Genomic DNA, 20,524 nt, shown 5'->3' with positions numbered 1-20,524 from the left:
AACTGCTACATTTTTAATAGCTGATTGCCCTACATTAACCAAGGGCTAATGGTCAATTTAGTCTCAAACAAGGGGTAACCGGCTTATGCAGCCTCCTGCACAGCTCCATGCGCCAGCGCCATCACATCGCGCGGATGCAGAGCCTTGAGCTTGTGGTCGCTCCATACCTGCCGCCAGCGGCGTGCACCGGGCAGGCCATGGCGAAGGCCCAGCATATGGCGTGCGATGCCGCTCCAGGGCGTGCCGTGCTCGGCGGCTTCGCGTGCCATGTAGTCCACCATCTGCGCTTCAACGGATTCTCGCGTCCGCTCGACATCAGTCGCACCGTAGAACGCCGCATCCCAGACGCTGAGCCACCAGGGGTTGTGATACGCCTCGCGGCCAATCATCACCCCGTCGAGTTGCTGCAGCTGCTCGGCCACCTGGGTGCTGGTGGTGATGCCGCCGTTGATGGCGATGGTGAGTTGCGGAAACTCGGCCTTGAGCCGGTGCACCAGTTCATAGCGCAGCGGCGGCACTTCGCGGTTTTCCTTCGGGGAAAGGCCCTTGAGCCAGGCATTGCGCGCATGGACGATGAAGGTGCTGCACCCCGCCTCGCTGACCGCCCCCACAAAATCACGCACGAAACCGTAGCTTTCGCCCTTGTCGATGCCAATACGGTGCTTCACCGTCACGGGAACGGACACCACATCGACCATGGCCTTGACGCAATCGGCCACCAGTTGCGGCTCGGCCATCAGGCAGGCGCCGAAGGAGCCGCGCTGCACCCGCTCGCTGGGGCAGCCGCAATTCAGGTTGATCTCGTCATAGCCCCACTGCTCGCCCAGCGTGGCGCACTGGGCCAGTTCGGCCGGCTCACTGCCGCCCAGTTGCAGGGCCACCGGGTGCTCCTCTACGCCAAACCGCAGATGCTGCGGCACGTCGCCATGAACCAGGGCGCCCGTTGTCACCATCTCGGTGTACAGCAAGGCGTGGCCCGTCAGCAGGCGGTGAAAGTAGCGGCAATGCCGGTCCGTCCAGTCCATCATCGGGGCAACGCTCAAGCGCCACGGCGAATGCGCGCGGCTGTCGGTAATTGAAGGCAAAGAATCGGCTAGGCCGGGAACAGGCGTTGACATGGGTCCAATTATCCCAGCAGAGTAAAAAGCCTACAGTTATCCCCCTTGTCTCTGGGCAAAACGGGGCACGCCAACGAGGCAGGCCGCGTCCCCAAGCCGGGTAACATGCCCTGAAACGGCTGGCACACAACACGAAGGAATTGACAGCATGAGCAGACCCGCGCCCCCCCCCCATGCATCCGGCACCCGGTCGCCAGACCATCGGCCCTGGGCCGGACGAATCAGGTTGGCGGCGGTGCCGCTGGCCTTGCTGGCGGCGTGCACGTCGGTACCCCTGCCACCCTGGACGCCTTCCTCGCCAGCCCCGGTCGCAGGTGCACCGGCAAGTCCCCGGCCCATTGCCGCCACCGTGCCACGGCCGGCTGCGCCCCCTGCAGCCGTGCAGATATCGCCGGTCGCCCCAGCCTCGCCGCTATCGCCGTCTGCCGCCGCTGCTGCAACACCGTCCACAGCGCCCGCCGATCCGCCAGCACCGTACAGCGCCGCTGTCGCTGCCCGCTTTCCGGCACCCTCGGTGATTTACAACACACCCGGCCTGCAAGCCGGCCGCACCAGTTTCACCACCCAGACGGAAATCCAGGCCTGGCTGCGCGATCAGGCGATGGCCGCATCGCGTGCGCCGGGCGTCACGGCTGCCGTTTTGCCCATCGGCCGGTCGCAGCGCGGCGAAGCCCTTGAGGCGCTGGTCCTGACCCATGCCGGCGACACAGACCCGTCCGCCCTCCAGGCGGCAGGCCGGCCCACGGTATTGCTGGTGGGGCAGCAGCATGGCGACGAACCCGCCGGCAGCGAGGCGCTGCTGATCATTGCCAGGGAGCTTGCTCAGGGCCGTTTACGGCCTGTGCTGGAACACATCAATGTCGTCATGGTTCCGCGTGCCAATCCCGATGGCTCGGCCAGTGACCAGCGGGTGACCACCGGTGGGCTGGACATGAATCGCGACCATTTGCTGCTCAACACGCCTGAAGCCCAGGCGCTGGCCCAGCTTACGCGTGACTACCGCCCCATGGTGGTCGTGGATGCACACGAATACACCGTGCTGGGCCGCTTCCAGCAAAAGTTTGGCACGGTGCAGAAGTTCGACGCGCTGCTGCAATACGCCACCACCGCCAATATCCCCGAGTTTTTGACCAAAGCCGCCGAGGAGTGGTACCGCCGCCCCCTGCTGGCAGCCCTTAAAACCCAGGGCCTGAGCACCGAGTGGTACTACACCACATCCACCGACCTGGCCGATAAAAAGATCTCCATGGGCGGCACACAGCCTGATACGGGCCGCAATGTGAACGGCCTGAAGAATGCCGTGAGCCTGCTGATCGAAACACGCGGTGTGGGCATCGGGCGGCTGCACATACAGCGGCGCGTGCATACCCACGTGACGGCCATCACCAGCGTGCTCGCCAGCACCGCCCAGCGCGCCAGCGACCTGAACCAGCTCCGCCCCTACCTCGACAAGGAAGTCAGCGCCCAGGCCTGCAAGGACGAAGCCATTGTGGAAGCGGCAGCTACGCCCGCCCAGTACGAGCTGCTCATGCTGGATCCCGTGAGCGGTGCCGACAAGGCCGTCACGGTGGACTGGGACTCGGCGCTCGCGCTGCGCAAGGTCAAGGTGCGCGCACGTCCCTGCGGGTACTGGCTGTCCGCAGACTCGGGCAAGGCCGTGGACCGGCTGCGCCTGCACGGCGTACAGGTGTTGCGTGTGGCAGAGCCCGGCTCCCTGCTGGGCGACAGCTACCGGGAAAGCTCGCGCACGACGGGCGAGCGGCAGGACGTGCGCGGCACGATCGCAGGCGGCGCACCGGTCATCAAGACGCAAGTGAGCCTGCTGCGCGGTGTGGTCGATGTGCCGCGCGGAAGCTACTACGTGCCGCTCAACCAGCCTCTGGGCAACCTCGTGCTTGCCGCGCTGGAGCCCGACACACAGAGCAGCTATTTTGCCAACCAGATCGTGGACAGCCTGCAAAGCACCGTGCGCGTGATGGCCGAGCCGGCCATCAAATTCGAAGACTTGCCTTGAGCCATTCTCTTGAGCCGTTCTGCGGTCCACCAACCGGTGGCCGATGGTCTTGACGCCTGTGTCTGACAGGAAGAGGATGTCATGGCTGACCGGGCGCAGAGGATTTTCGCGCCTTAATGATCAGGTTGATGCAAAAAGGACAGGCCATGAAAAACTTTGAACTGACCAAAAAAATGCTGAATATGGGCGGTGTTTTTTACCCGACGGGCTACGCGGTCATCATGTTTCCGGATGCCGCAGACGCCCGCAAGGTTGCCAGTGAACTCGAGGCAGGCAACGACGGCGTCATGCTTCTGAGCCCGGAAACCATCCTCAAGGAAATCAGCCCGGCCGATGGACATTCAGATGTACATCTGCCGTCTGTGGGTACCGAAGGGGCGACCGTCCATAAATTCGGCGATCTGGCACGGGAAGGCCACTATGGACTGATGATTCCCGTGCACTCCGGGGAGGACACCGAGCGCGTGATGGCGGTGGTGCGCAAGGTGCCGTTCTCCTATGCCCAGAGATACCACTCGCTGGCCATGGAGGACCTGGAGTAGCCTCTGGCCTCATCCCGTGGGGCCTCTCTGAGTTGGGGTGAAAGATCATCGGACTTGAGGCAAACTGCGCCCCATGACTCAGACCCAGCCTCGCCTTACCGGTGAACAGCGTGCCCGGCAACTGGTTGCCTGCCTGCAACTGCAGCCCCATCCCGAGGGCGGCTGGTACCGCGAAGTCTTCCGCTCGGACCTGCAGGTACAGCCTGCGGATGGGCGGCCGGCGCGCCAAGCCCTCACGTCCATTTACTTCCTGCTGGAGGCCGGGCAGCATTCCCGTTGGCACAAGGTGCTTTCAGATGAGGTCTGGGTATACCTCGAAGGCGCGCCGCTTGAACTCTGGGCGTGGGATGCGACCCGCCACCAGGCAAGCTGTATCCCGCTCGGTCGCGTCAGCGCCTCGGAGGAGATGGCCGGGCCACTCTCGCATCAACCCCAGCACGTCATTGCGGCGGGCCTCTGGCAAGCCGCCCGGCCCCTGGCCGGTCATCCCGACGGATTCACCCTCGTGGCCTGCATGGTTGGCCCCGGATTCGATTTTTCCGATTTCCAGATGATGCATACCGACGGCCACGAGGCCCAGTTGATCAGGCGTGAGCACCCTCACCTCTCGGTCTTCATTGAACACGCTGCTCCATGAGCAACCCCACGTCTGCAGGGACCTGGTGCGTTTAGCGGTACGATCCGCCGCGCTTCGTTCGTGTGCGGGCTTAAAAGCCTCCGCTAATGCGCAACACTGGCGGCGGAGCGCTCCAGCACATGGCGCGTCATCGCCTGCGCCAACTCATGCTCCCCCAGAAACACCTTGCCGGCATTCTCCTGCTCCAGCAGCTTGGCCTCGGCCTCGTTGTGCGTGCGCACCACGGTTTCAATCGCCGGATTAAGCGCCCGGGCCGTCGCAATCATCTGCCGCACATCCAGCGTGTCGGCTGTGGCAATCACCAGCATGCGGGCCTGCGCAATATGCGCCTGAATCAGCACATCAGGCTCCGAAGCATCACCTGACACCGCGGGCAAACCCTGCTCCCGCAGCCGTTCAACTGCCTCGCGGTTTTGCTCGGCCACGACAAAAGGGATGTGGTGGGCCCCAAGCGCCTCCGCGATGCGCCGCCCTACCCGCCCATAACCGACCAGCACCACATGGTGCGAGAGATACTTCGCTTCAGTGCTGGCCGGCAGCTGGGCCATTGGGTCGTCACGTGCTTCCAGTTTGCGAGCCAGTGCGGACTTGCCCAGTATCCATTGCTGAAAAGGTTCAACAGCCTTGAAGACCAGCTGGTTCAGCGCAATCGAGATCAGCGCTCCGGCCAGCACCAGGCTTTGCCCCTCCGGCGGCAACAGTCCAAGCGACGCACCCAGGGCTACCAGGATGAAAGAAAATTCGCCGATCTGCGCCAGGCTGGCAGACACCGTGAGCGCGGTATTGAGCGGGTAGCGAAACGCCATGACGAGCAGGCCGGCCGCCAGCGATTTGCCCACAATGATGATGCCCACCACCGCCAGCACCTGCAACGGGCGCTCAAGAAGCACCCAGGGGTCAAACAGCATGCCGACCGAGACAAAGAACAGCACCGCAAAAGCGTCACGCAGCGGCAGCGACTCTTCTGCGGCACGGTGACTGAACTCGGACTCGCGCATCACCATGCCGGCAAAAAATGCGCCCAGCGCAAACGACACGCCAAACAGCGCTGTCGCACCAAACGCGATGCTGACGGCGGCCGCCACCACGCACAAGGTAAAGAGCTCACGCGAACCCGTGCGCTGCACCTGCCACAGCACCCACGGAAAAAACCGCCGCCCCACGACCAGCATCAGCGCGACAAAGCCGCCGACCTGCAACAGCGTCATGCCCAGCGTTTTCCACAGAATGTTGACATCGGCGGAAGCATCGGCTTTACCAGATAGCCAGCTGCCCAGCGGCGGCAACAAGACCAGCACCAGCACCATGGCCAGGTCTTCCACCACGAGCCAGCCCACGGCAATGCGCCCGTTGACGGAATCAAGAATCCCCCGACTCTCAAGCGCGCGGAGCAACACCACCGTACTGGCCACCGACAGTGAAAGCCCGAACACCAGCGCGCCACCCAGGTTCCAGCCCCACCAGTGCGCCAGCCCCATGCCCAGCGCGGTCGCCACGGCCATCTGCACCACAGCACCCGGTATGGCAATCTTGCGGACCGCCAGCAAATCATCCAGCGAGAAATGCAGACCGACACCAAACATCAGCAGCATCACGCCAATCTCGGCAAGCTGGCTGGCAATCCCGGCATCGGCCACAAAGCCCGGCGTGAAGGGCCCGATGATCACGCCTGCCAGCAGATAGCCAACGATGGCGGGCAAGCGAAGCCGTGCAGCCGCAAAACCAAAGATCAAAGCCAGACCCAGGCCGGCGGCGATGGTGCTGATAAGGGAGACGCTATGGGGCATGCGGGAGGGGTTCCTTCAACAAGAGGCGGAGAGAGGCGGGCGCGAACAAAAGCCGCGCAAGGCGGCGCCGACCTAATTTACTACAGTCAGAAGAAAACAAGCCGAAGCAAAAATAGTGCGTGATCGTCCGCGACAGTGCGAGATAGTGCGCGTTCTGAAGCACCTGGTTCACGGCTTTCGCTGGCGCGCAGCATCGCCGTAATACTGTTCGCACAGCTCCCGTGTCAGGTTCACGAGAGAGCGGCTCAGGCGGGTAGCCGGGCGCGCCTTGGGAACCGCAATACACAGGCGGTTGCGAATCACCGGCGCATGGATGGCAGCCATGAAAGGCGGTGTGTCATGCGTCCACTCCCGTATGGCGCTGGCCGGCAGCACGGTTGCGGCCACACCGCGCGCCACCAGCGACAACACGGTTTTGATGGAGTCCACCTCGGCCACCACCTTGAGCAGGTAGCCGCGCGGCTTGACCTCGCTCTCCAGCAGCTGGCGCAGCGAGTTTGGCCGGCTGGGCAGCACCAGCGGCAGCGCCGCCACATCGGCGAGGCGAATGCGGGCGGGCAACGGGGTGGAGGCCATCAGCACCAGCGGCTCGCGCGCCAGGGTTTCGATGTTCAGCAGCGGCGACGCGGGCGGGTCAAACAGCACCGCCACATCGAGGCGGCCGGCCACCAGCCATTCACGCAGGCGAATGCTGAGCCCCTCTTCCACGCTGATGGCGGCATCAGGGAACTCGGCGCGAAAGCGCTCCACCAGATCCGCCGTCATGGCGTGGGCGACGCGCGGCGGCAGGCCGATGGTGATGCGACCGCTGGGGATGAGCTTGCGCTCCTGCATGTCAGCCCGGGCCCGTTCCGCCAGCTCAAAAATCGCCCGCGCATGCGTCAGCAGCGCCAGCCCCGCGTCGGTAGGCTCGGCGCCACGCCCTGTGCGGTTGAGCAGGCGTTGACCGATTTCCTGTTCGAGCAGGGCCACCTGCTGGCTAAGCGCGGGCTGCGACATCACCAGCACCGCTGCAGCCGTGCTGAAGCTGCCGGCCTCGGCAACGGCCACAAAATATTCAAGACGGCGTAAATCGATGATGGGCTCCTGCTGAACAGTCGAAATGGATCCACATGGCCGGTCGATCCTGCTGGTCACCGGCACCTTCATGACACATATTCCCTACCGCGGCACCGGACCGGCGCTGACCGACCTGCTKGCAGGGCGGACGCAGGTTTTCTCTGCCGGAACACCAGCGCTTCTGCCGCACATCCGCAGTGGCCGCCTGCGCGCGATTGCCGTGGGCACGCCGGCCAGACTGCCAGCCCTGCCGRACGTCCCCACCGTGGCCGAGATGGGCTACCGCAACTTCGAGTCGGTGCAGTGGTACGGCATTCTGGCCCCGGCCGGCACACCCGTCGAGATTGTCCAGCGCCTGCAGCAGGAGTCGGCCAAGGCGCTGCAATCACCCGCAACGGCTGAGCGCTTTGCGGGCGACAACGCAACCATTGGCGGGCAGCCGCCGGCAGAATTCGCAGCCTTCATTCGCGGTGAACAGGCCATCTGGAAGGACATCGTGCGGCAGGCGCGCATCAAGCCTGATTGAACCTCCGCTAAAAATTTGGCCGTGACCGGTACGATCTGCAGTCATCAAGTCAAGTGCCTAATAAAAAAACCCGCCGAGGCGGGTTTTTTTATCCTGCATGCGGGCACTCAGCCCATGTGCAAACCGCCATTGAGCGAGAAGTCCGCGCCGGTGGCATAACCACCTTCTTCAGACGCAATCCAGGCAATGATGGAGGCAATCTCTTCCGGCTGGCCCAGGCGCTTGGCGGGGACACCGGCCACAATTTTCTCCAGCACATCAGGGCGTATGGCCTTGACCATGTCTGTGCCGATATAGCCCGGGCTGACGGTGTTCACCGTCACGCCTTTGCTCGCCACTTCTTGCGCCAGCGCCATGGTAAAGCCGTGCAGGCCGGCCTTGGCTGTGGAGTAGTTCACCTGGCCAAACTGGCCTTTCTGGCCATTGACCGATGAAATGTTGACAATGCGGCCGAAGCCTGCCTCAATCATGCCTTCAATGACCTGCTTGGTCACATTGAACATGCTGTCGAGGTTGGTCGAAATCACCGCATCCCAGTCGCCCTTGCTCATCTTGCGGAACTGGCCGTCGCGCGTGATGCCGGCATTGTTCACCAGCACACTCACCGGGCCATGCTCGGCCTTGACTTTGTCAAAGGCGGCCACCGTGGAATCCCAGTCGCCCACATTGCCGACCGATGCATAGAAGGTGTAGCCCAACGCCTTCTGTTCGTCGAGCCATTTGGTGAAATCACGCGTGGGTCCGCAACCCGCGATTACCGTGAAGCCATCTTTGGCCAGCCGCTGGCAAATGGCGGTTCCAATACCACCCATGCCGCCGGTCACATACGCTACTTTCTTCGTCATGTCGTTCTCCTTGATATGCAATTTTGCGAAATTGTTCTGCTTTGCTCTGAGTTACTCTGCGTTGCTCTTGTTTGCCCTAATCTACCCTGCTCCATTCCGATCGGCTATCTATTCAATAGCCTTCAGCGGGGTAATTGCGCGGGCATCGGGCTGTTTTACCTGAGGGTCAGCGCTCCAGCGTGAGCGCCACGCCCATGCCGCCGCCAATGCACAGGCTGGCGATACCTTTTTTGGCATCGCGTCGCGCCATCTCGTGCAGCAGCGTCACCAGGATGCGGCAACCGGACGCACCAATCGGGTGGCCGATGGCAATTGCGCCCCCATTGACGTTGACCTTGCTGGTGTCCCAGCCCATTTCCTTGTTCACCGCGCAGGCCTGCGCGGCAAAAGCCTCATTGATCTCCAGCAAGTCCAGATCCTGCGCCTTCCAGCCGGCGCGTTGCAGCGCCTTGGTCGATGCCGGAACCGGGCCCATGCCCATGTAGGCCGGGTCCAGGCCGGTCGTGGCGTAGCTTGCAATGCGTGCCAGCGGCTTGAGGCCGAGCGCGGCAGCCTTTTTGGCCGTCATGACCATCACCGCCGCCGCACCATCGTTCAGGCCCGAGGCATTGCCGGCAGTGACGCCACCAGCCTTGTCAAACGCGGGGCGCAGGCCGGCCAGGCCCTCAGCACTGGTTTTTCGGTTGATGAACTCGTCGGCCGCAAACACCAGCGGGTCGCCTTTTTTCTGCGGAATGGAGATCGGAATAATCTCGTCCTTGAATTTACCGGCGTCCTGAGCAGCGGCGGCCTTGGTCTGACTGGCCAGCGCCAGGGCGTCTTGCGCCTCGCGGCCAATGCCGTATTTTTTGGCGACATTCTCGGCGGTGATGCCCATGTGGTACTGGTTGTAGACGTCCCAGAGGCCATCCACAATCATCGAGTCAATCATTTTCCAGTCGCCCATGCGCTGGCCGTCACGCGAGCCGTTCAGCACGTGCGGCGCCGCACTCATGTTCTCCTGACCGCCGGCAATCACAATTTCGCTGTCGCCTGTCGCCACGGACTGCGCCGCCAGCATGACGGCCTTGAGGCCGGAGCCGCAAACGGCATTGATGGTCAGTCCGGGAATGCCGTTCGGGAAGCCCGCCTTGATCACGGCTTGGCGCGCCGGATTCTGGCCCACCCCAGCCGTCAAAACCTGGCCGAGGATGACTTCGCCCACCTGCTCGGAACTCAAGCCTGAACGCTCGAGCACCGCCTTGATCACGGCTGCGCCAAGTTCGGTTGCAGGTGTTTTCGCCAGGGAACCGCCAAATTTTCCAACGGCCGTGCGGCCTGCTGAAACGATAACAATGTCTTCCATGATGTCTATCCTTGGTGTGAAGTCGTGTTGCAAATCTTGTCGTGACATTCTCCCGGAGGTACCCGTCGGTTGAACGTCTGCCATGGGCTTTTTTGATACCTGAGCCCAGTAAATTATTGGATACTTTCCATGTTTTTATGGAGGTTTGAGATGAAGATTGAGACGGTCATCTTCAGGCCTTCACCTTGACGTACCGGCCCGGCGCGGGCTCGATCTTCTTGTGCTGGCGACCGCCGTAGCCCTTGGGCGCGGCAATTTGCTTGCCGGCATGGCCCTTGAGCCAGTCGGACCAGTCCGTCCACCAGCTGCCGGGGTGTTCCGTGGCATTTTTCTGCCACTCAGCCTGCTCCGCGGGAAACTTGCCCTGCGGCAGCTTGTCGTTGGTCCAGTAACTGCGTTTTTTCTTGGCCGGTGGATTGATCACGCCAGCAATATGGCCCGAAGCGCCCATCACAAAACGCTTTTTGCCCGGCAGCTGCTGCGTTGACGCATAGGCCCCGCCAATTGGCACGATATGGTCCTCGCGCGAGCCGTAGATATAAACCGGCATGTCGAGCTTGCCCAAATCGACCTTTTGGCCGCACACCACGGTTTTGCCTGGCTTGATCAGGTTGTTCTCAAAATAGGTGTTGCGCAGGTACCAGGCGTAAAACGGGCCCGGCAGGTTTGTGGAGTCGCTGTTCCAGTACAGCAGGTCAAACGGCGGCGGCGTTTCGCCTTTCAGGTAGTTGCCCACCACGTAGTTCCAGACCAGGTCATTGGGCCGCAGGAAGCTGAAAGTAGCCGCCAGGTCCTGCCCCTTGAGCAGGCCCCCTTTTCCCATCTCCGCCTCACGGTATTTGACGGAATTTTCGTCGATGAAAATATCCAGGATTCCGGTGTCGGTGAAGTCAAGAAGCGAGGTCAGCAACGTGACGCTGGTTACCGGCTTTTCGCCGCGCGCGGCGAGCACGGCGAGCGCCGTTCCCAAAATCGTGCCACCAACGCAAAATCCCAGCGCATTGATGGTCTTGGCGCCGGTGATCTCCTGCACCACCTCGATGGCCTTGATGGCGGCGTGCTCGATGTAGTCATCCCATGTGTTGCCGGACATGGACTCGTCGGGGTTGCGCCAGCTCACCACGAAAGTCCGGTGGCCCTGGCTGACTGCATAGCGGATCAGCGAGTTGTCGGGCTGCAGATCCAGAATATAAAACTTGTTGATGCAGGGCGGAACAAGCAGAAAGGGCTTTTCATAGACCTTCGCCGTCAGTGGTTTGTACTCCAGCAGCTGGAAGAATTCATTTTCAAACACCACCGCGCCTTCGGTCGTGGCAACATTTTTGCCCACCTCGAAAACACTTTCGTCCGTCATTGACAGATGGCCCTGCTTCATGTCGTGCAACAGGTTCTGGATACCCCGGGCAATGCTCTCGCCCTTGCTGGCAATGGCTTTTTGCTGGGCTTCGGCGTTCAGGGCCAGAAAATTGCTGGGTGCCGTTGCCGCCATCCACTGCTCAACGGCAAATCGGAGGCGCGCCTTGGTTTTTTCATCGCCCTCCACCGCCTCGGCCAGTCCCATCAAGGTGCGGGCATTGAGCAGGTAGGCGGAGGCCGAGAACCTGGAGACAGGGTTTGCATTCCAGGCTTCACCGGAAAAGCGCCGGTCAGAGACGGCGGCGGCGGTACCGGCCTGAACGCCCTGGTTCCAGAGCGCTGAGGCGTCTTGGACGTATTGCTGCTGCAGTTCTTGCAGCTTGACAGGATCGAAGCGGAGGGACGGGAGAGCCTGCTGGAATGTGGACAGATCGATTTGCGGCAAACCGGCTGGGGGGCTCGCTGTTCCGAATGCGCCCAGCACCTGCTGGAAGCCCGCGCCAAAAGTTTCTTGCATCTGTCGGGCCGCCTGGGACCACTGTGCGTCAGAATTCATCTTGCCTCCTTGATGAGATGGAGTCCTGAAGACCCTTTTTTCGCCTTTTTACACAGGCTTTCAGTATCGTAGGGTTTTCTTCGAAATTTCTGACCGAACTCAGAGTTTTATATGTATTTGATTGTCATCGCCTGGATCTACGTCGTGCTCATGATGAGCGTTGCTGAAGCCACCAACAGCAACGGAACGGTGTTGGGAGCGCTTATTACCTTTGTACTCTATGGCGCGGGTCCTGCGGCATTGGTGGTTTACCTAATGGGTGCCCCGGCACGCAGCAGGGCGATCAAAAAACGCGAGGCCGAAGAGTTCGCGCAGCGAACGCGCGCCGATGCAGGTGATGATGTTGACGCCGCCGGTGCGATCTCGGACACGGCAACCCCGTCATTCCATCCAGATGCAGGCAGCCATGCGCCCCGGTGTGCCGAAACCGTTGCCGCCAACGCCCGCGTCCCGCCGGTGGGAAAAGAACCTTGAGGGATTGCTCACGGTGCACCAGGGAGCACTGCCGTCATTGCCATAAATTTGCGTGACGCCCAATGCCTGCAACCGGAGGCGGGCCAGCGCGGGCAGATCGGCCAGGTACTTGCCTGCCCCGGCCGGCGCAAACAGGCTACCGGCTTCAGGCTGTGCAGCTTCAAATGCCGCCTTGACTTCAGGGCCCACCTCAAACGCCGAGGGCCCAATGCACGGACCCAGCCAGGCTACTATTTTGATAGTATCCTGCGCCCGCCTTTTCCTGGCGAGCGCGGTAAAAGAGCTGTAAACCGTCTCCAGAACACCTCGCCCACCCTGAGTTCCACTACCCGCCAGCCCCCGCCAGCCGGCATGCGCCGCGGCTACCACGGCCCCGTCTTCAGTGGCCAGCAGCACAGGCAAGCAATCGGCGACCATGATGGTGCAGGCCAGCCCGGACTGCACCGTGACGCAGGCATCGGCCTGCTGGCCATCGGCGGTGTCCGGGCCAAGCTCCAGCACCTCGCTGCCATGAACCTGCTTGAGGAATACGGAGCGGGTGCCGGTTGCACCCTGCAAAAGCGAGCGGTTGGTGGCCACGCGCTCAGGCAAGTCGCCCACATGGTCGCCCAGATTCATGCTGTCGTAGGGCGCGGCAGACACGCCTCCTGAACGGGTTGTGAACACAGCCCGAACACCTTTGGGCGCAGGCCAGTCGGGAATCAGCCAGCGTGCATCCATAGCGACCTGGTCTGCAGAGCAATTTTCCGACGGGCCGCCCCTAGGAAAATTAGCCCCCGAGGGGCTGGAGCCTGCGGCTCCGAACCTGCTTGAGCAGGTTTGGACAGGCGACAGAGGCGACGCGTCCCGCGAGCCGCGGCCTGCAAGGCCTCGCGAACCACACGGAGTGGGGAGCGTGGGGGCCACATTTTCAGGCTTCGTTATCGGGGCAGGCCGAAGGCTGGGCCTTCTGGAACGCCGGGAGCGCCATGCAGGCGTCATACGCCGCCATGGTGCGCGGCAAACCGTCGAAGTTCACATTGAAGCGTTTGGCGTTGAAAATCTGCGGCACCAGGCAACAGTCGGCCAGCGTGGGGGTGTTGCCGTAGCAATAAGTGGAGGCCGGCAACTGGGCCAGCTGCCGCTCGAAGGCTTCCAGCCCTTCGCGGCACCAGTGGCGGTACCAGGTGTTTTTGGCCTCTTCCTCCACCTTGAGCTCCCGCACCAGATACTTGAGCACGCGCAGATTGTTGAGCGGATGAATTTCGCAGGCAATCGACTGGGCCAGCGCACGCACCTTGGCGCGGCCTGCCGCATCGGCGGGCAGGAGTGGTGGCAACGGATGCTTCTCGTCCAGGTATTCGATGATGGCCATCGACTGCGACAGCTTTTCACCGTCCACCTCCAGCAGCGGCACCAAAGTGTCGGCAGAAAGGGCTGCATAGGGTTCTTTTTTATGGTCACCCCGGGCAATGTGCACGGCAATGTACTCATAGTCCAGGGCCTTGAGTTCCAGCGCAATCCGGACGCGGAAGGAGGCGGAGGAGCGGAAATAGTTGTGAAGCTTCATCCTGAAAGCATAAACTGAAATGCTGGGTACCAGCTATCCGCACAGCCTGTAAAAGTGTTGCCGACCTGTACAGGTTCCGCCGAATCACCTGCGCGACTCACTGCCGGGCCTGGCGCGGCTACCATGCGCAGCGGCCGCAAAAAGCGGTCACCTGCAACCTGCCCTCCATGGAGACACCTCATGAGCGCCATCACCGAATTAGTTAACCACCAGATCCGCCTGGCCAGCCGCCCGGCGGGCCTGCCCACCCGCGCCAACTGGGACTTCACCACCGAACCGGTGGCGGAACCCGGCCCAGGCGGCGTGCTGGTCAAAACCCTTTACCTCTCGCTGGATCCGGCCATGCGCGGCTGGATGAACGATGCCAAAAGCTATATCCCGCCGGTCGAGCTTGGCGCCGTCATGCGCGCCGGCGGCGTGGGCAAGGTCATCGCCTCCCAAAACCCGGCATTTGCCGTGGGCGACTATGTCAATGCCGGGCTGAATGTGCAGGAGTACTGCCTGATTCCGGCGGACCAGGTCAAGCGCAGCGGCATGTTCAAGATCGATCCGCACCTGGGGCTGACCCAGTGGCTCAATGTGCTGGGCATGCCGGGCATGACGGGCTACTTTGGCCTGATGGACGTCGGCCAGCCCAAGGCGGGCGAGACTGTGGTGGTCTCTGGCGCGGCCGGGGCCGTGGGGCAAACCGTGGGCCAACTCGCCCGGCTCAAGGGCTGCCGCGTGGTCGGCATTGCCGGTGGCAAGGCCAAGTGCGACTGGGTGGTTAACGAGTTGGGCTTCGACGCCTGCATCGACTACAAGAACGGCGACGTGCGGGCCGGCCTGAAGGAGCACTGTCCCAAAGGCGTTGATATCTACTTCGACAACGTGGGCGGCGAGATTCTCGACCTGGTGCTGGCCAAACTCGCACGCGGCGCGCGCATCATCATCTGCGGCGCGATCAGCCAGTACAACAACACCACGCCCGTCAAGGGTCCGGCCAACTACCTCTCGCTATTGGTGAACCGGGCGCGCATGGAAGGGATTGTCGTGTTTGACTACGCCGACCGCTACCACCTGGCCGTGGCTGAGCTGGCGGGTTACCTGAGGGCCGGCACCATGAAAAGCAAGGAAGACGTGGTGGTCGGCCTGGACACCTTTCCCGAGACGCTGCTCAAGCTTTTCAACGGGGAAAACTTTGGCAAACTGGTGCTGCAGGTGGCCCAGGACTGAAACGGTCTTGCTGACACTGCCATCCGTCTGGGGTGTCCCCAAAGGACAAGGGCGCTTGCGCTCATTTGCCGATTTTCACACCCGTCAGTGAAGCCCATGGCCGACCGGCCAGGATGAGGTCAACGAACGCCTGCGCGGCCGGGGACAGCGAGCGCCCCTTCAGGGTTGCGATGTAAACACCATCGGTGACCGCAGGGCCGACCATTGGAACAAACCGCGCCAGCGTGCTGTCAAGCGACCGCGCAACATGCAAGGGGCAGATGGCGATCCCCAGCCCCTCCTGCGCCAAGCCGATGGCTGTGCCCATGTAGGCCACTTCGTAGGCGGGCTCCTGCATCACCTCGGCCCGCGACAAGGCTTGCTCGACCACCTGGCGGAAGGCACTCTCCTTGTTCAACAGGATCAAGGGCTCTCCGACGAGCTGCGCCCAGTTCACGCCACGCCGGGCGGCGAAGCGGTGCCCGCGGGGAATGACAACGCCAACCCGGCTGCCTTCAATCAATGTCAGCGCGATGTCGTCACTCACCGGGCCGAAGTTCCCTATCGCCAGGTCGGCTTCGCCCGAGCGTACGCCATGGATGTTGTCCGCCGCCAGCCGGTCGTGAACCACCACACGCAGTTCGGGGAACCGTCGGCCGAGCGCCGCGCACAGCGATGGCACGAAGCTGGCCGCCAGCAGCGGCGTCACGGCAACTGTGACGCGGCCCCTGCGCTTGAGGTTCAGATCACGCAGCACCTCCAGGCCGCCGTTCAGGTCGTGGAGGACGCGTTGTGCCACAGGCAGCAACTCCAACCCGGCGGCCGTGAACTCGACGCTGCGTGTGGTCCGGTCGAACAGACGAGAGCCGACTTCCTCCTCGAGCTCCCGGACCAGCGCGCTTAGCGCGGACTGGGTGATGTGAATCTGTTTCGCCGCAGCCGTAAAGCTCTTGGCCTGCGCCAAGGCAACAAAGGCGCGAAGCTGTCTCAAGGTCACATTGGCCCGTGCCAATGGCGACGCTGTAAAAAGGCTGTCGATCAACCCCGATTTGTTGTTGGCCATGTGAATATGAATTTGCGCGCAGTTAAACCCGATGGCAACGATAGCCGATCGTTCGGATTCGACGCAGCCGTTAACCGCAGTTTTGACATTCGGCACGCCAGGTGATCAATCCAGCAAAAAAATCCGTTTGTATGGAGACAGGCCTCCCGCTTCTAATTCGGCATCAGCGGAAACAGCGCCACAAAAAATCACCATGTCACAGGAAATCATCACCAAGTCCACCAAGCCGCCCCTGCGGGTCGCATTGATCGGTTTTGGGGCGATCGGCGCCGAGTTGTGCCGGGTGCTTCAAACGTCGCCGGACCTGGTCGATGTGCAAGGCGCGCTGGTCATGGGCAGCACAGCCATCAAAACCCCTCCTCCAGGCTCGGATCCCGGCCCATCGCGATGGAACTCGCTTGCGGACCTGCTGCACAGCGCGCCGGATATCGTTGTTGAATGCGCGGGCCACCAGGCCGTGGATGCCTACGGTGAACAGGTCCTGCGCGCGGGATGCGACTTGCTGCTGGTTTCGGCCGGCTCATTGGCGGATGCCGCGCGCCACAACAGGCTCTGTCGGGCCGCTGAGAACAGTGGCCGCCAGCTGTTGCTGGCCTCTGGTGCCGTCGGCGGCATAGACATCCTCGGCGCGGCGCGGCGGGCCGAACTCAGTTTCGTCCAATACCGCTCACGCAAGCCCCCTGCCGCTTGGCGCGACACGGCCGCCGAATCCTGCATCGACCTCGACGCGCTGACCGGGCCCACGGTGTTCTTCAGCGGCAGCGCTCGCATGGCGGCGCTGGCCTATCCGAAAAATGCCAATGTCGCAGCAACCATTGCACTGGCGGGCCTGGGTTTCGACGAAACCCAGGTCGAACTGATCGCAGACCCACAGGTGGACGGTAATGTCCATGAAATCGAGGCCGATGGCGCGAGCGGGCGCATCTCTATCCGCATCGACGGCCGAGCTTCTTCGACCAACCCGAAGACCTCGATGGTGACAGCCTACAGCCTGGCCAACGCGTTGCTGAACCGGCGCGCGGCTGTCGTGATTTGACAGCTGCCAGATCAGGCTGACCGCAGCGCTCGATGGTTTGGCAGTAGAGTTACCCCCTACGCAGTATTGACCCCGATAGTGCGCAACATCAACACAGGACCGTTCATGATTCTCGAACTCGCCGACATCCGCATCCACCCCGGCCAGCAAGCCGCTTTTGACGAAGCCATCCAGCGTGGCGTCAGCACCGTGATTTCCAAGGCCAAGGGATTTCAGGGTTTCAAAGTCAACAAAGGCATTGAGAGCCCCGAGCGCTACATCCTGCAAATCTTCTGGGAGACGCTGGAAAATCACACCGTGGACTTCCGCCAGTCACCAGCCTTTGCCGATTGGCGCGCCATTGTCGGGCCGTTTTTTGCTGGCCCGCCCACCGTGGAGCATTTCGACCTGCTGGCCAAATCGGCCTGAGCCAACCGTTCGACCAAAAGAAAAGCGGGGTTTTTTAGCCCCGCTTTTCTTTGTTTTTCTTTGTTTTTCTTATTTACTGCCTTCAGGATGCCATCATTGAGATGCCATCATTGCCTGGCAGCTTTTTCGTGCCCGGCGATCATCTTGCCGAGCAGCGCGCCCAGTTGCGCCCGCTCGTCAGGATCCAGCGGACCCACAATGCGCTGCTGGGCCCGGCTCACCGCGCGTTTCATCTGCAGCGCAACCTTCTCCCCTTCCGGCGTGATCCAGAGCAGTTTGCGGCGCTTGTCGCCCGGATCTGCCTCACGCTTGACCCAGCCTTTGGCCTCCAGCCGCCCGATCACCGAACCGAAAGTGGCTGGGTCGAACGCCACCCGCCCTGACAGCGTGATCTGATCTTCGCCAGGGTCATCCATCAGCGCGTTCAGGATGGCAAACTGCACCGGCGTCGCGTCAAAACCCGCCGTCTCCTCCATGAAGATCGCCACTGCAAGCTGTTGTGCCCGGCGAATGAGGTGCCCCGGAGCGTCACTGAAATTAAAGCTTTTTGCCATGTGCGGAGTTTAAACGCTCAGGGTAAGTACCAAGTCAATAAATGATATGTATACTTATCATTTATGGGCGCCCTGGTATTTCCCGGGCTATTCCCGAACCTCTCCCGAACCCTTCCCGATTTTCATCCTGTAAAAATCATGGCACAAACATCTCCCCTCATCATCTCGGGCGGCGGCATTGGCGGCCTGGCGGCGGCCCTGGTGCTGGCGCAGGACGGCCATCCCGTCACCGTGCTGGAGCAGGCCGCCGCTTTTGGTGAAATCGGCGCCGGCATCCAGCTCGGTCCCAACATCTTCCGAATGTTCGACTATCTGGGGTTGACCGAAGTCGTTAATCGCGTGGCATTTTTCCCGGCGGGTCTGGGCATGAACGATGTGCGTACCGGCGAGAAAGTCGTTCGCGTGGCGCTGGGCGACATGGCCCGGGCCACCTATGGTTTTCCGTATGGCGTCATTTACCGCGCCGACCTGCATCAGGTGTTCCTGGATGCCTGCCGGGCGCAGCCCCATGTAACCTTGCGCACCCATGCCAAGGTCGAGTCGTTCGACCAATCCGAAGGGGGTGTCAGCGTTCGCCTGGCCGATGGCGAAACCGTGCAGGGCAGCGCGTTGATTGGCGCCGACGGCCTCTGGAGCAGGATACGGGAAGTCGTTGTGGGTGACGGCAAGCCGCGCGTGTCGGGCCACATCGCCTACCGCGCGGTGCTCAAGCGCGAAGACGTGCCCGCCCATTTGTGGAGTGACGACGTGCTGCTGTGGGGCGGCGAAAAAACACACCTGGTGCACTACCCGCTTCGCCGGGGCGAGCTGTTCAACCTGGTGGCGGTGTTCCACAGCAACAAGTACGACGAAGGCTGGAACACCTTTGGCGACACGGCCGAGCTGAACGAGCGTTTTGCCGAGGCATGCCCGCAGGTCAAGGAACTGCTGGGCAAGATCGAAACCTGGAAAATGTGGGTGTTGTGCGACCGTGAACCCGTGAAGAACTGGACGGACCGGCGCGTGACGCTGCTCGGCGATGCGGCGCACCCCATGATGCAGTACCTGGCCCAGGGCGCCGGCCAGGCCATCGAAGATGCCGTGGTGCTGCGCGAAGCACTGCGCTTTACCCGCGGCGACATCCAGAAGGCCTTTTTGAAGTACCAGCAGGCCCGCTACCTGCGCACCGGCCGCGTGCAGCTGACAGCCCGCTTTTATGGTGACATTTACCATGCGGCGGGGGTGCAGCGCGAGCTGCGCAACCAGTTGTTCCAGAGCGGAACGGAGAGTGCCGGGTTTGCCGGGCTGAAGTGGATGTACGACGGAATCGAGCCCTCAAAACTGTTCCAATGAAAGTTTTACAGTTTCCGGAGAATCCCATGAAAACGCTTGCCGCGCTCTCCAACGCCGCAATCCGCGCCACACTTTTGATAGCCGCCTGCACCATTCCCGCCTGGGTTGGAGCACAAAATAGCTCAAAAAAAGCAGAGATTGCCAGCCCCTGGCCAACCCGGCCGGTCCGTATTCTGGTCGGTTTTCCCGGTGGTTCGACGCCCGACATGGCCGCGCGCACGCTGGCCGAGCCCTTGTCCAAAGTACTGGGCCAGCCGGTCATTGTTGAAAACAAACCCGGTGCCTCCGGCAACATTGCCGCCGACCAGGTAGCCAAGGCCACCGACGACCATACGCTGGGCGTTGTCATCAACGGCAACCTGACCTCGGCCAAGCTGCTGTACCCCAAGCTGCCCTACGACCCGGCCAAAGACTTTGCGCCCATCTCGCTGCTGACCACCGCGCCGCTGGTGCTGGTAGCGCCGGCCGGCCAGCCTGGCGGAGCCGCATTCTTCACAGCCGCCCGCGAGGGTGGCGGGCAGTGGAACTACGGCTCGGTGGGTAACGGCTCGGTCGCCCATCTGGGCATGGAACTGCTCAAGAGCCGTGCGCCGGGCGTGCTGCCGGTGCATGTGCCGTTTCCGGGCAACCCGCAGGTGGTGACCGCCATGCTGGGCGGGCAAATCCAGATGGCGCTGATCCCGCCGGGTGTGGCCATGCCGCATGTGCGTTCCGGCAAGCTCAGGGCCATTGGTCTGGCGGGTGGGCGCTCCTCGCTGGTGCCCGACGTGCCCCCGCTCTCGGAGGCCGGCTTGCAGAATGTCAACCTGGAAGTCTGGACAGCACTGATCGGCCCGGCCAGCCTTTCCAAAGCCGCCCAGGCGCGGCTGGCGCAGGAAGTGCCACGCATCATCCGCGACGCGGACACGCGGCAAAAACTCTTCAACCAGGGCTGGCAAGCCGTGGGCACCTCGCCCGACGGCTTGAAGAGCCGCGTCAAGGATGAGGCTGCCATTTTGGGCAACATCATCCAGACGCGCGGCATCAGGATCGAATAAATGATGCCCCCACGTTCGCTCACTGCGTGTAGCTCTCTGCCCCCCGAGGGGGCCGCTGCGCCTGCGGCCCGGCAAAGCCGGTTCCGCGGCCC

At 62.3% G+C, this 20,524-nt stretch carries 20 protein-coding genes; 10 read left to right on the top strand and 10 right to left on the bottom strand.

The features are described 5' to 3' along the window. Window positions 1–83: 83 nt before the first annotated feature. On the bottom strand, window positions 84–1,118 hold the full coding sequence (gene dusA, locus AC1DUB_RS10585; protein WP_477729500.1) for a tRNA dihydrouridine(20/20a) synthase DusA: 1,035 nt from the start codon (window positions 1,116–1,118) through the stop codon (window positions 84–86). A gap of 148 nt (window positions 1,119–1,266) precedes the next feature. Here dusA and AC1DUB_RS10580 point away from each other — a divergent pair, with 148 nt between their 5' ends. The 3 genes from AC1DUB_RS10580 to AC1DUB_RS10570 all read left to right on the top strand — a co-directional run bounded on the left by AC1DUB_RS10580 (window position 1,267) and on the right by AC1DUB_RS10570 (window position 4,311). Beyond that, on the top strand, window positions 1,267–3,132 hold the full coding sequence (locus AC1DUB_RS10580; protein WP_477729499.1) for a M14 family metallopeptidase: 1,866 nt from the start codon (window positions 1,267–1,269) through the stop codon (window positions 3,130–3,132). Window positions 3,133–3,278: 146 nt separating this feature from the next. Then, the gene (locus AC1DUB_RS10575; protein WP_477729498.1) at window positions 3,279–3,674 is read left to right on the top strand and encodes an RNA-binding protein; all 396 of its coding nucleotides are present in this window, start codon (window positions 3,279–3,281) and stop codon (window positions 3,672–3,674) included. A gap of 73 nt (window positions 3,675–3,747) precedes the next feature. Further along, window positions 3,748–4,311, top strand: a complete 564-nt coding sequence (locus AC1DUB_RS10570) for a cupin domain-containing protein (RefSeq protein WP_477729497.1) — start codon at window positions 3,748–3,750, stop codon at window positions 4,309–4,311. An 83-nt stretch (window positions 4,312–4,394) separates the two neighbouring features. On the opposite strand, the gene AC1DUB_RS10565 is transcribed toward AC1DUB_RS10570, so the two are convergent. Then, a complete protein-coding gene (locus tag AC1DUB_RS10565) occupies window positions 4,395–6,098 on the bottom strand; it encodes a cation:proton antiporter domain-containing protein (protein WP_477729496.1) in 1,704 nt (567 codons plus the stop codon). A 168-nt stretch (window positions 6,099–6,266) separates the two neighbouring features. Further along, a complete protein-coding gene (locus AC1DUB_RS10560; RefSeq protein ID WP_477729585.1) occupies window positions 6,267–7,175 on the bottom strand; it encodes a LysR substrate-binding domain-containing protein in 909 nt (302 codons plus the stop codon). 25 nt (window positions 7,176–7,200) lie between these two features. On the opposite strand from AC1DUB_RS10560, the gene AC1DUB_RS10555 reads away from it, so the two are divergent. Further along, window positions 7,201–7,683 (top strand): Bug family tripartite tricarboxylate transporter substrate binding protein, encoded by a 483-nt coding sequence (locus AC1DUB_RS10555; RefSeq protein WP_477729495.1) that lies wholly within the window; start codon window positions 7,201–7,203, stop codon window positions 7,681–7,683. Between the two features lie 107 nt (window positions 7,684–7,790). Here AC1DUB_RS10555 and phbB read toward each other — a convergent pair whose 3' ends face one another. From phbB to AC1DUB_RS10540, 3 genes are all read right to left on the bottom strand, one after another. After that, entirely contained in the window at window positions 7,791–8,528 is a 738-nt protein-coding gene (gene phbB, locus AC1DUB_RS10550) for an acetoacetyl-CoA reductase (RefSeq protein WP_477729494.1), read from the bottom strand. Between the two features lie 166 nt (window positions 8,529–8,694). Then, complete coding sequence (locus tag AC1DUB_RS10545; protein WP_477729493.1) at window positions 8,695–9,873, bottom strand: acetyl-CoA C-acetyltransferase; 1,179 nt, start codon at window positions 9,871–9,873, stop codon at window positions 8,695–8,697. 172 nt (window positions 9,874–10,045) lie between these two features. Then, the gene (locus tag AC1DUB_RS10540; RefSeq protein WP_477729492.1) at window positions 10,046–11,785 is read right to left on the bottom strand and encodes a PHA/PHB synthase family protein; all 1,740 of its coding nucleotides are present in this window, start codon (window positions 11,783–11,785) and stop codon (window positions 10,046–10,048) included. Window positions 11,786–11,896: 111 nt separating this feature from the next. Here AC1DUB_RS10540 and AC1DUB_RS10535 point away from each other — a divergent pair, with 111 nt between their 5' ends. Continuing rightward, window positions 11,897–12,259 carry a hypothetical protein gene (locus AC1DUB_RS10535; protein ID WP_477729491.1) on the top strand — a complete coding sequence of 121 codons (363 nt, stop codon included), beginning with the start codon at window positions 11,897–11,899 and terminating at the stop codon, window positions 12,257–12,259. Here AC1DUB_RS10535 and pgeF read toward each other — a convergent pair. Then, complete coding sequence (gene pgeF, locus AC1DUB_RS10530) at window positions 12,167–12,979, bottom strand: peptidoglycan editing factor PgeF (RefSeq protein ID WP_477729490.1); 813 nt, start codon at window positions 12,977–12,979, stop codon at window positions 12,167–12,169. The two genes, AC1DUB_RS10535 and pgeF, sit on opposite strands and share 93 nt — an antisense overlap. A 190-nt stretch (window positions 12,980–13,169) precedes the next feature. Continuing rightward, window positions 13,170–13,808 carry a maleylacetoacetate isomerase gene (gene maiA / locus AC1DUB_RS10525; protein ID WP_477716982.1) on the bottom strand — a complete coding sequence of 213 codons (639 nt, stop codon included), beginning with the start codon at window positions 13,806–13,808 and terminating at the stop codon, window positions 13,170–13,172. A gap of 180 nt (window positions 13,809–13,988) precedes the next feature. Between maiA and AC1DUB_RS10520 the strand changes: the two genes are divergently transcribed. Continuing rightward, the gene (locus AC1DUB_RS10520; RefSeq protein WP_477729489.1) at window positions 13,989–15,023 is read left to right on the top strand and encodes an NADP-dependent oxidoreductase; all 1,035 of its coding nucleotides are present in this window, start codon (window positions 13,989–13,991) and stop codon (window positions 15,021–15,023) included. A 61-nt stretch (window positions 15,024–15,084) separates the two neighbouring features. On the opposite strand, the gene AC1DUB_RS10515 is transcribed toward AC1DUB_RS10520, so the two are convergent. Further along, the gene (locus tag AC1DUB_RS10515) at window positions 15,085–16,065 is read right to left on the bottom strand and encodes a LysR family transcriptional regulator (protein ID WP_477729488.1); all 981 of its coding nucleotides are present in this window, start codon (window positions 16,063–16,065) and stop codon (window positions 15,085–15,087) included. 193 nt (window positions 16,066–16,258) lie between these two features. On the opposite strand from AC1DUB_RS10515, the gene AC1DUB_RS10510 reads away from it, so the two are divergent. Both AC1DUB_RS10510 and AC1DUB_RS10505 read left to right on the top strand, forming a co-directional pair. Further along, window positions 16,259–17,101 carry an aspartate dehydrogenase gene (locus AC1DUB_RS10510; RefSeq protein WP_477729487.1) on the top strand — a complete coding sequence of 281 codons (843 nt, stop codon included), beginning with the start codon at window positions 16,259–16,261 and terminating at the stop codon, window positions 17,099–17,101. Window positions 17,102–17,206: 105 nt separating this feature from the next. Continuing rightward, complete coding sequence (locus tag AC1DUB_RS10505) at window positions 17,207–17,509, top strand: antibiotic biosynthesis monooxygenase family protein (protein ID WP_477716985.1); 303 nt, start codon at window positions 17,207–17,209, stop codon at window positions 17,507–17,509. A gap of 107 nt (window positions 17,510–17,616) precedes the next feature. Here AC1DUB_RS10505 and AC1DUB_RS10500 read toward each other — a convergent pair whose 3' ends face one another. Continuing rightward, a complete protein-coding gene (locus AC1DUB_RS10500) occupies window positions 17,617–18,063 on the bottom strand; it encodes a MarR family winged helix-turn-helix transcriptional regulator (RefSeq protein ID WP_477716986.1) in 447 nt (148 codons plus the stop codon). A gap of 138 nt (window positions 18,064–18,201) precedes the next feature. Here AC1DUB_RS10500 and AC1DUB_RS10495 point away from each other — a divergent pair, with 138 nt between their 5' ends. Next, a complete protein-coding gene (locus tag AC1DUB_RS10495) occupies window positions 18,202–19,395 on the top strand; it encodes a 3-hydroxybenzoate 6-monooxygenase (protein ID WP_477716987.1) in 1,194 nt (397 codons plus the stop codon). Between the two features lie 26 nt (window positions 19,396–19,421). Further along, window positions 19,422–20,432, top strand: coding sequence for a Bug family tripartite tricarboxylate transporter substrate binding protein (locus AC1DUB_RS10490; protein WP_477729486.1), 1,011 nt, complete (start codon window positions 19,422–19,424; stop codon window positions 20,430–20,432). The last annotated feature ends 92 nt before the right edge of the window (window positions 20,433–20,524 follow it).

The sequence above is a fragment of the Polaromonas sp. P4_F9 genome, assembly GCF_056401235.1.
This window is presented reverse-complemented; position numbering and strand designations above follow the sequence as displayed.

Coding starts and splice junctions, on each gene's coding strand:
- dusA (WP_477729500.1), bottom strand. CDS start 1,118: ATGTCAACGCCTGTTCCCGGCCTAGCCGATTCTTTGCCTTCAATTACC.
- AC1DUB_RS10580 (WP_477729499.1), top strand. CDS start 1,267: ATGAGCAGACCCGCGCCCCCCCCCCATGCATCCGGCACCCGGTCGCCA.
- AC1DUB_RS10575 (WP_477729498.1), top strand. CDS start 3,279: ATGAAAAACTTTGAACTGACCAAAAAAATGCTGAATATGGGCGGTGTT.
- AC1DUB_RS10570 (WP_477729497.1), top strand. CDS start 3,748: ATGACTCAGACCCAGCCTCGCCTTACCGGTGAACAGCGTGCCCGGCAA.
- AC1DUB_RS10565 (WP_477729496.1), bottom strand. CDS start 6,098: ATGCCCCATAGCGTCTCCCTTATCAGCACCATCGCCGCCGGCCTGGGT.
- phbB (WP_477729494.1), bottom strand. CDS start 8,528: ATGACGAAGAAAGTAGCGTATGTGACCGGCGGCATGGGTGGTATTGGA.
- AC1DUB_RS10545 (WP_477729493.1), bottom strand. CDS start 9,873: ATGGAAGACATTGTTATCGTTTCAGCAGGCCGCACGGCCGTTGGAAAA.
- AC1DUB_RS10540 (WP_477729492.1), bottom strand. CDS start 11,785: ATGAATTCTGACGCACAGTGGTCCCAGGCGGCCCGACAGATGCAAGAA.
- AC1DUB_RS10535 (WP_477729491.1), top strand. CDS start 11,897: ATGTATTTGATTGTCATCGCCTGGATCTACGTCGTGCTCATGATGAGC.
- pgeF (WP_477729490.1), bottom strand. CDS start 12,979: ATGGATGCACGCTGGCTGATTCCCGACTGGCCTGCGCCCAAAGGTGTT.
- maiA (WP_477716982.1), bottom strand. CDS start 13,808: ATGAAGCTTCACAACTATTTCCGCTCCTCCGCCTCCTTCCGCGTCCGG.
- AC1DUB_RS10520 (WP_477729489.1), top strand. CDS start 13,989: ATGAGCGCCATCACCGAATTAGTTAACCACCAGATCCGCCTGGCCAGC.
- AC1DUB_RS10515 (WP_477729488.1), bottom strand. CDS start 16,065: ATGGCCAACAACAAATCGGGGTTGATCGACAGCCTTTTTACAGCGTCG.
- AC1DUB_RS10510 (WP_477729487.1), top strand. CDS start 16,259: ATGTCACAGGAAATCATCACCAAGTCCACCAAGCCGCCCCTGCGGGTC.
- AC1DUB_RS10505 (WP_477716985.1), top strand. CDS start 17,207: ATGATTCTCGAACTCGCCGACATCCGCATCCACCCCGGCCAGCAAGCC.
- AC1DUB_RS10500 (WP_477716986.1), bottom strand. CDS start 18,063: ATGGCAAAAAGCTTTAATTTCAGTGACGCTCCGGGGCACCTCATTCGC.
- AC1DUB_RS10495 (WP_477716987.1), top strand. CDS start 18,202: ATGGCACAAACATCTCCCCTCATCATCTCGGGCGGCGGCATTGGCGGC.
- AC1DUB_RS10490 (WP_477729486.1), top strand. CDS start 19,422: ATGAAAACGCTTGCCGCGCTCTCCAACGCCGCAATCCGCGCCACACTT.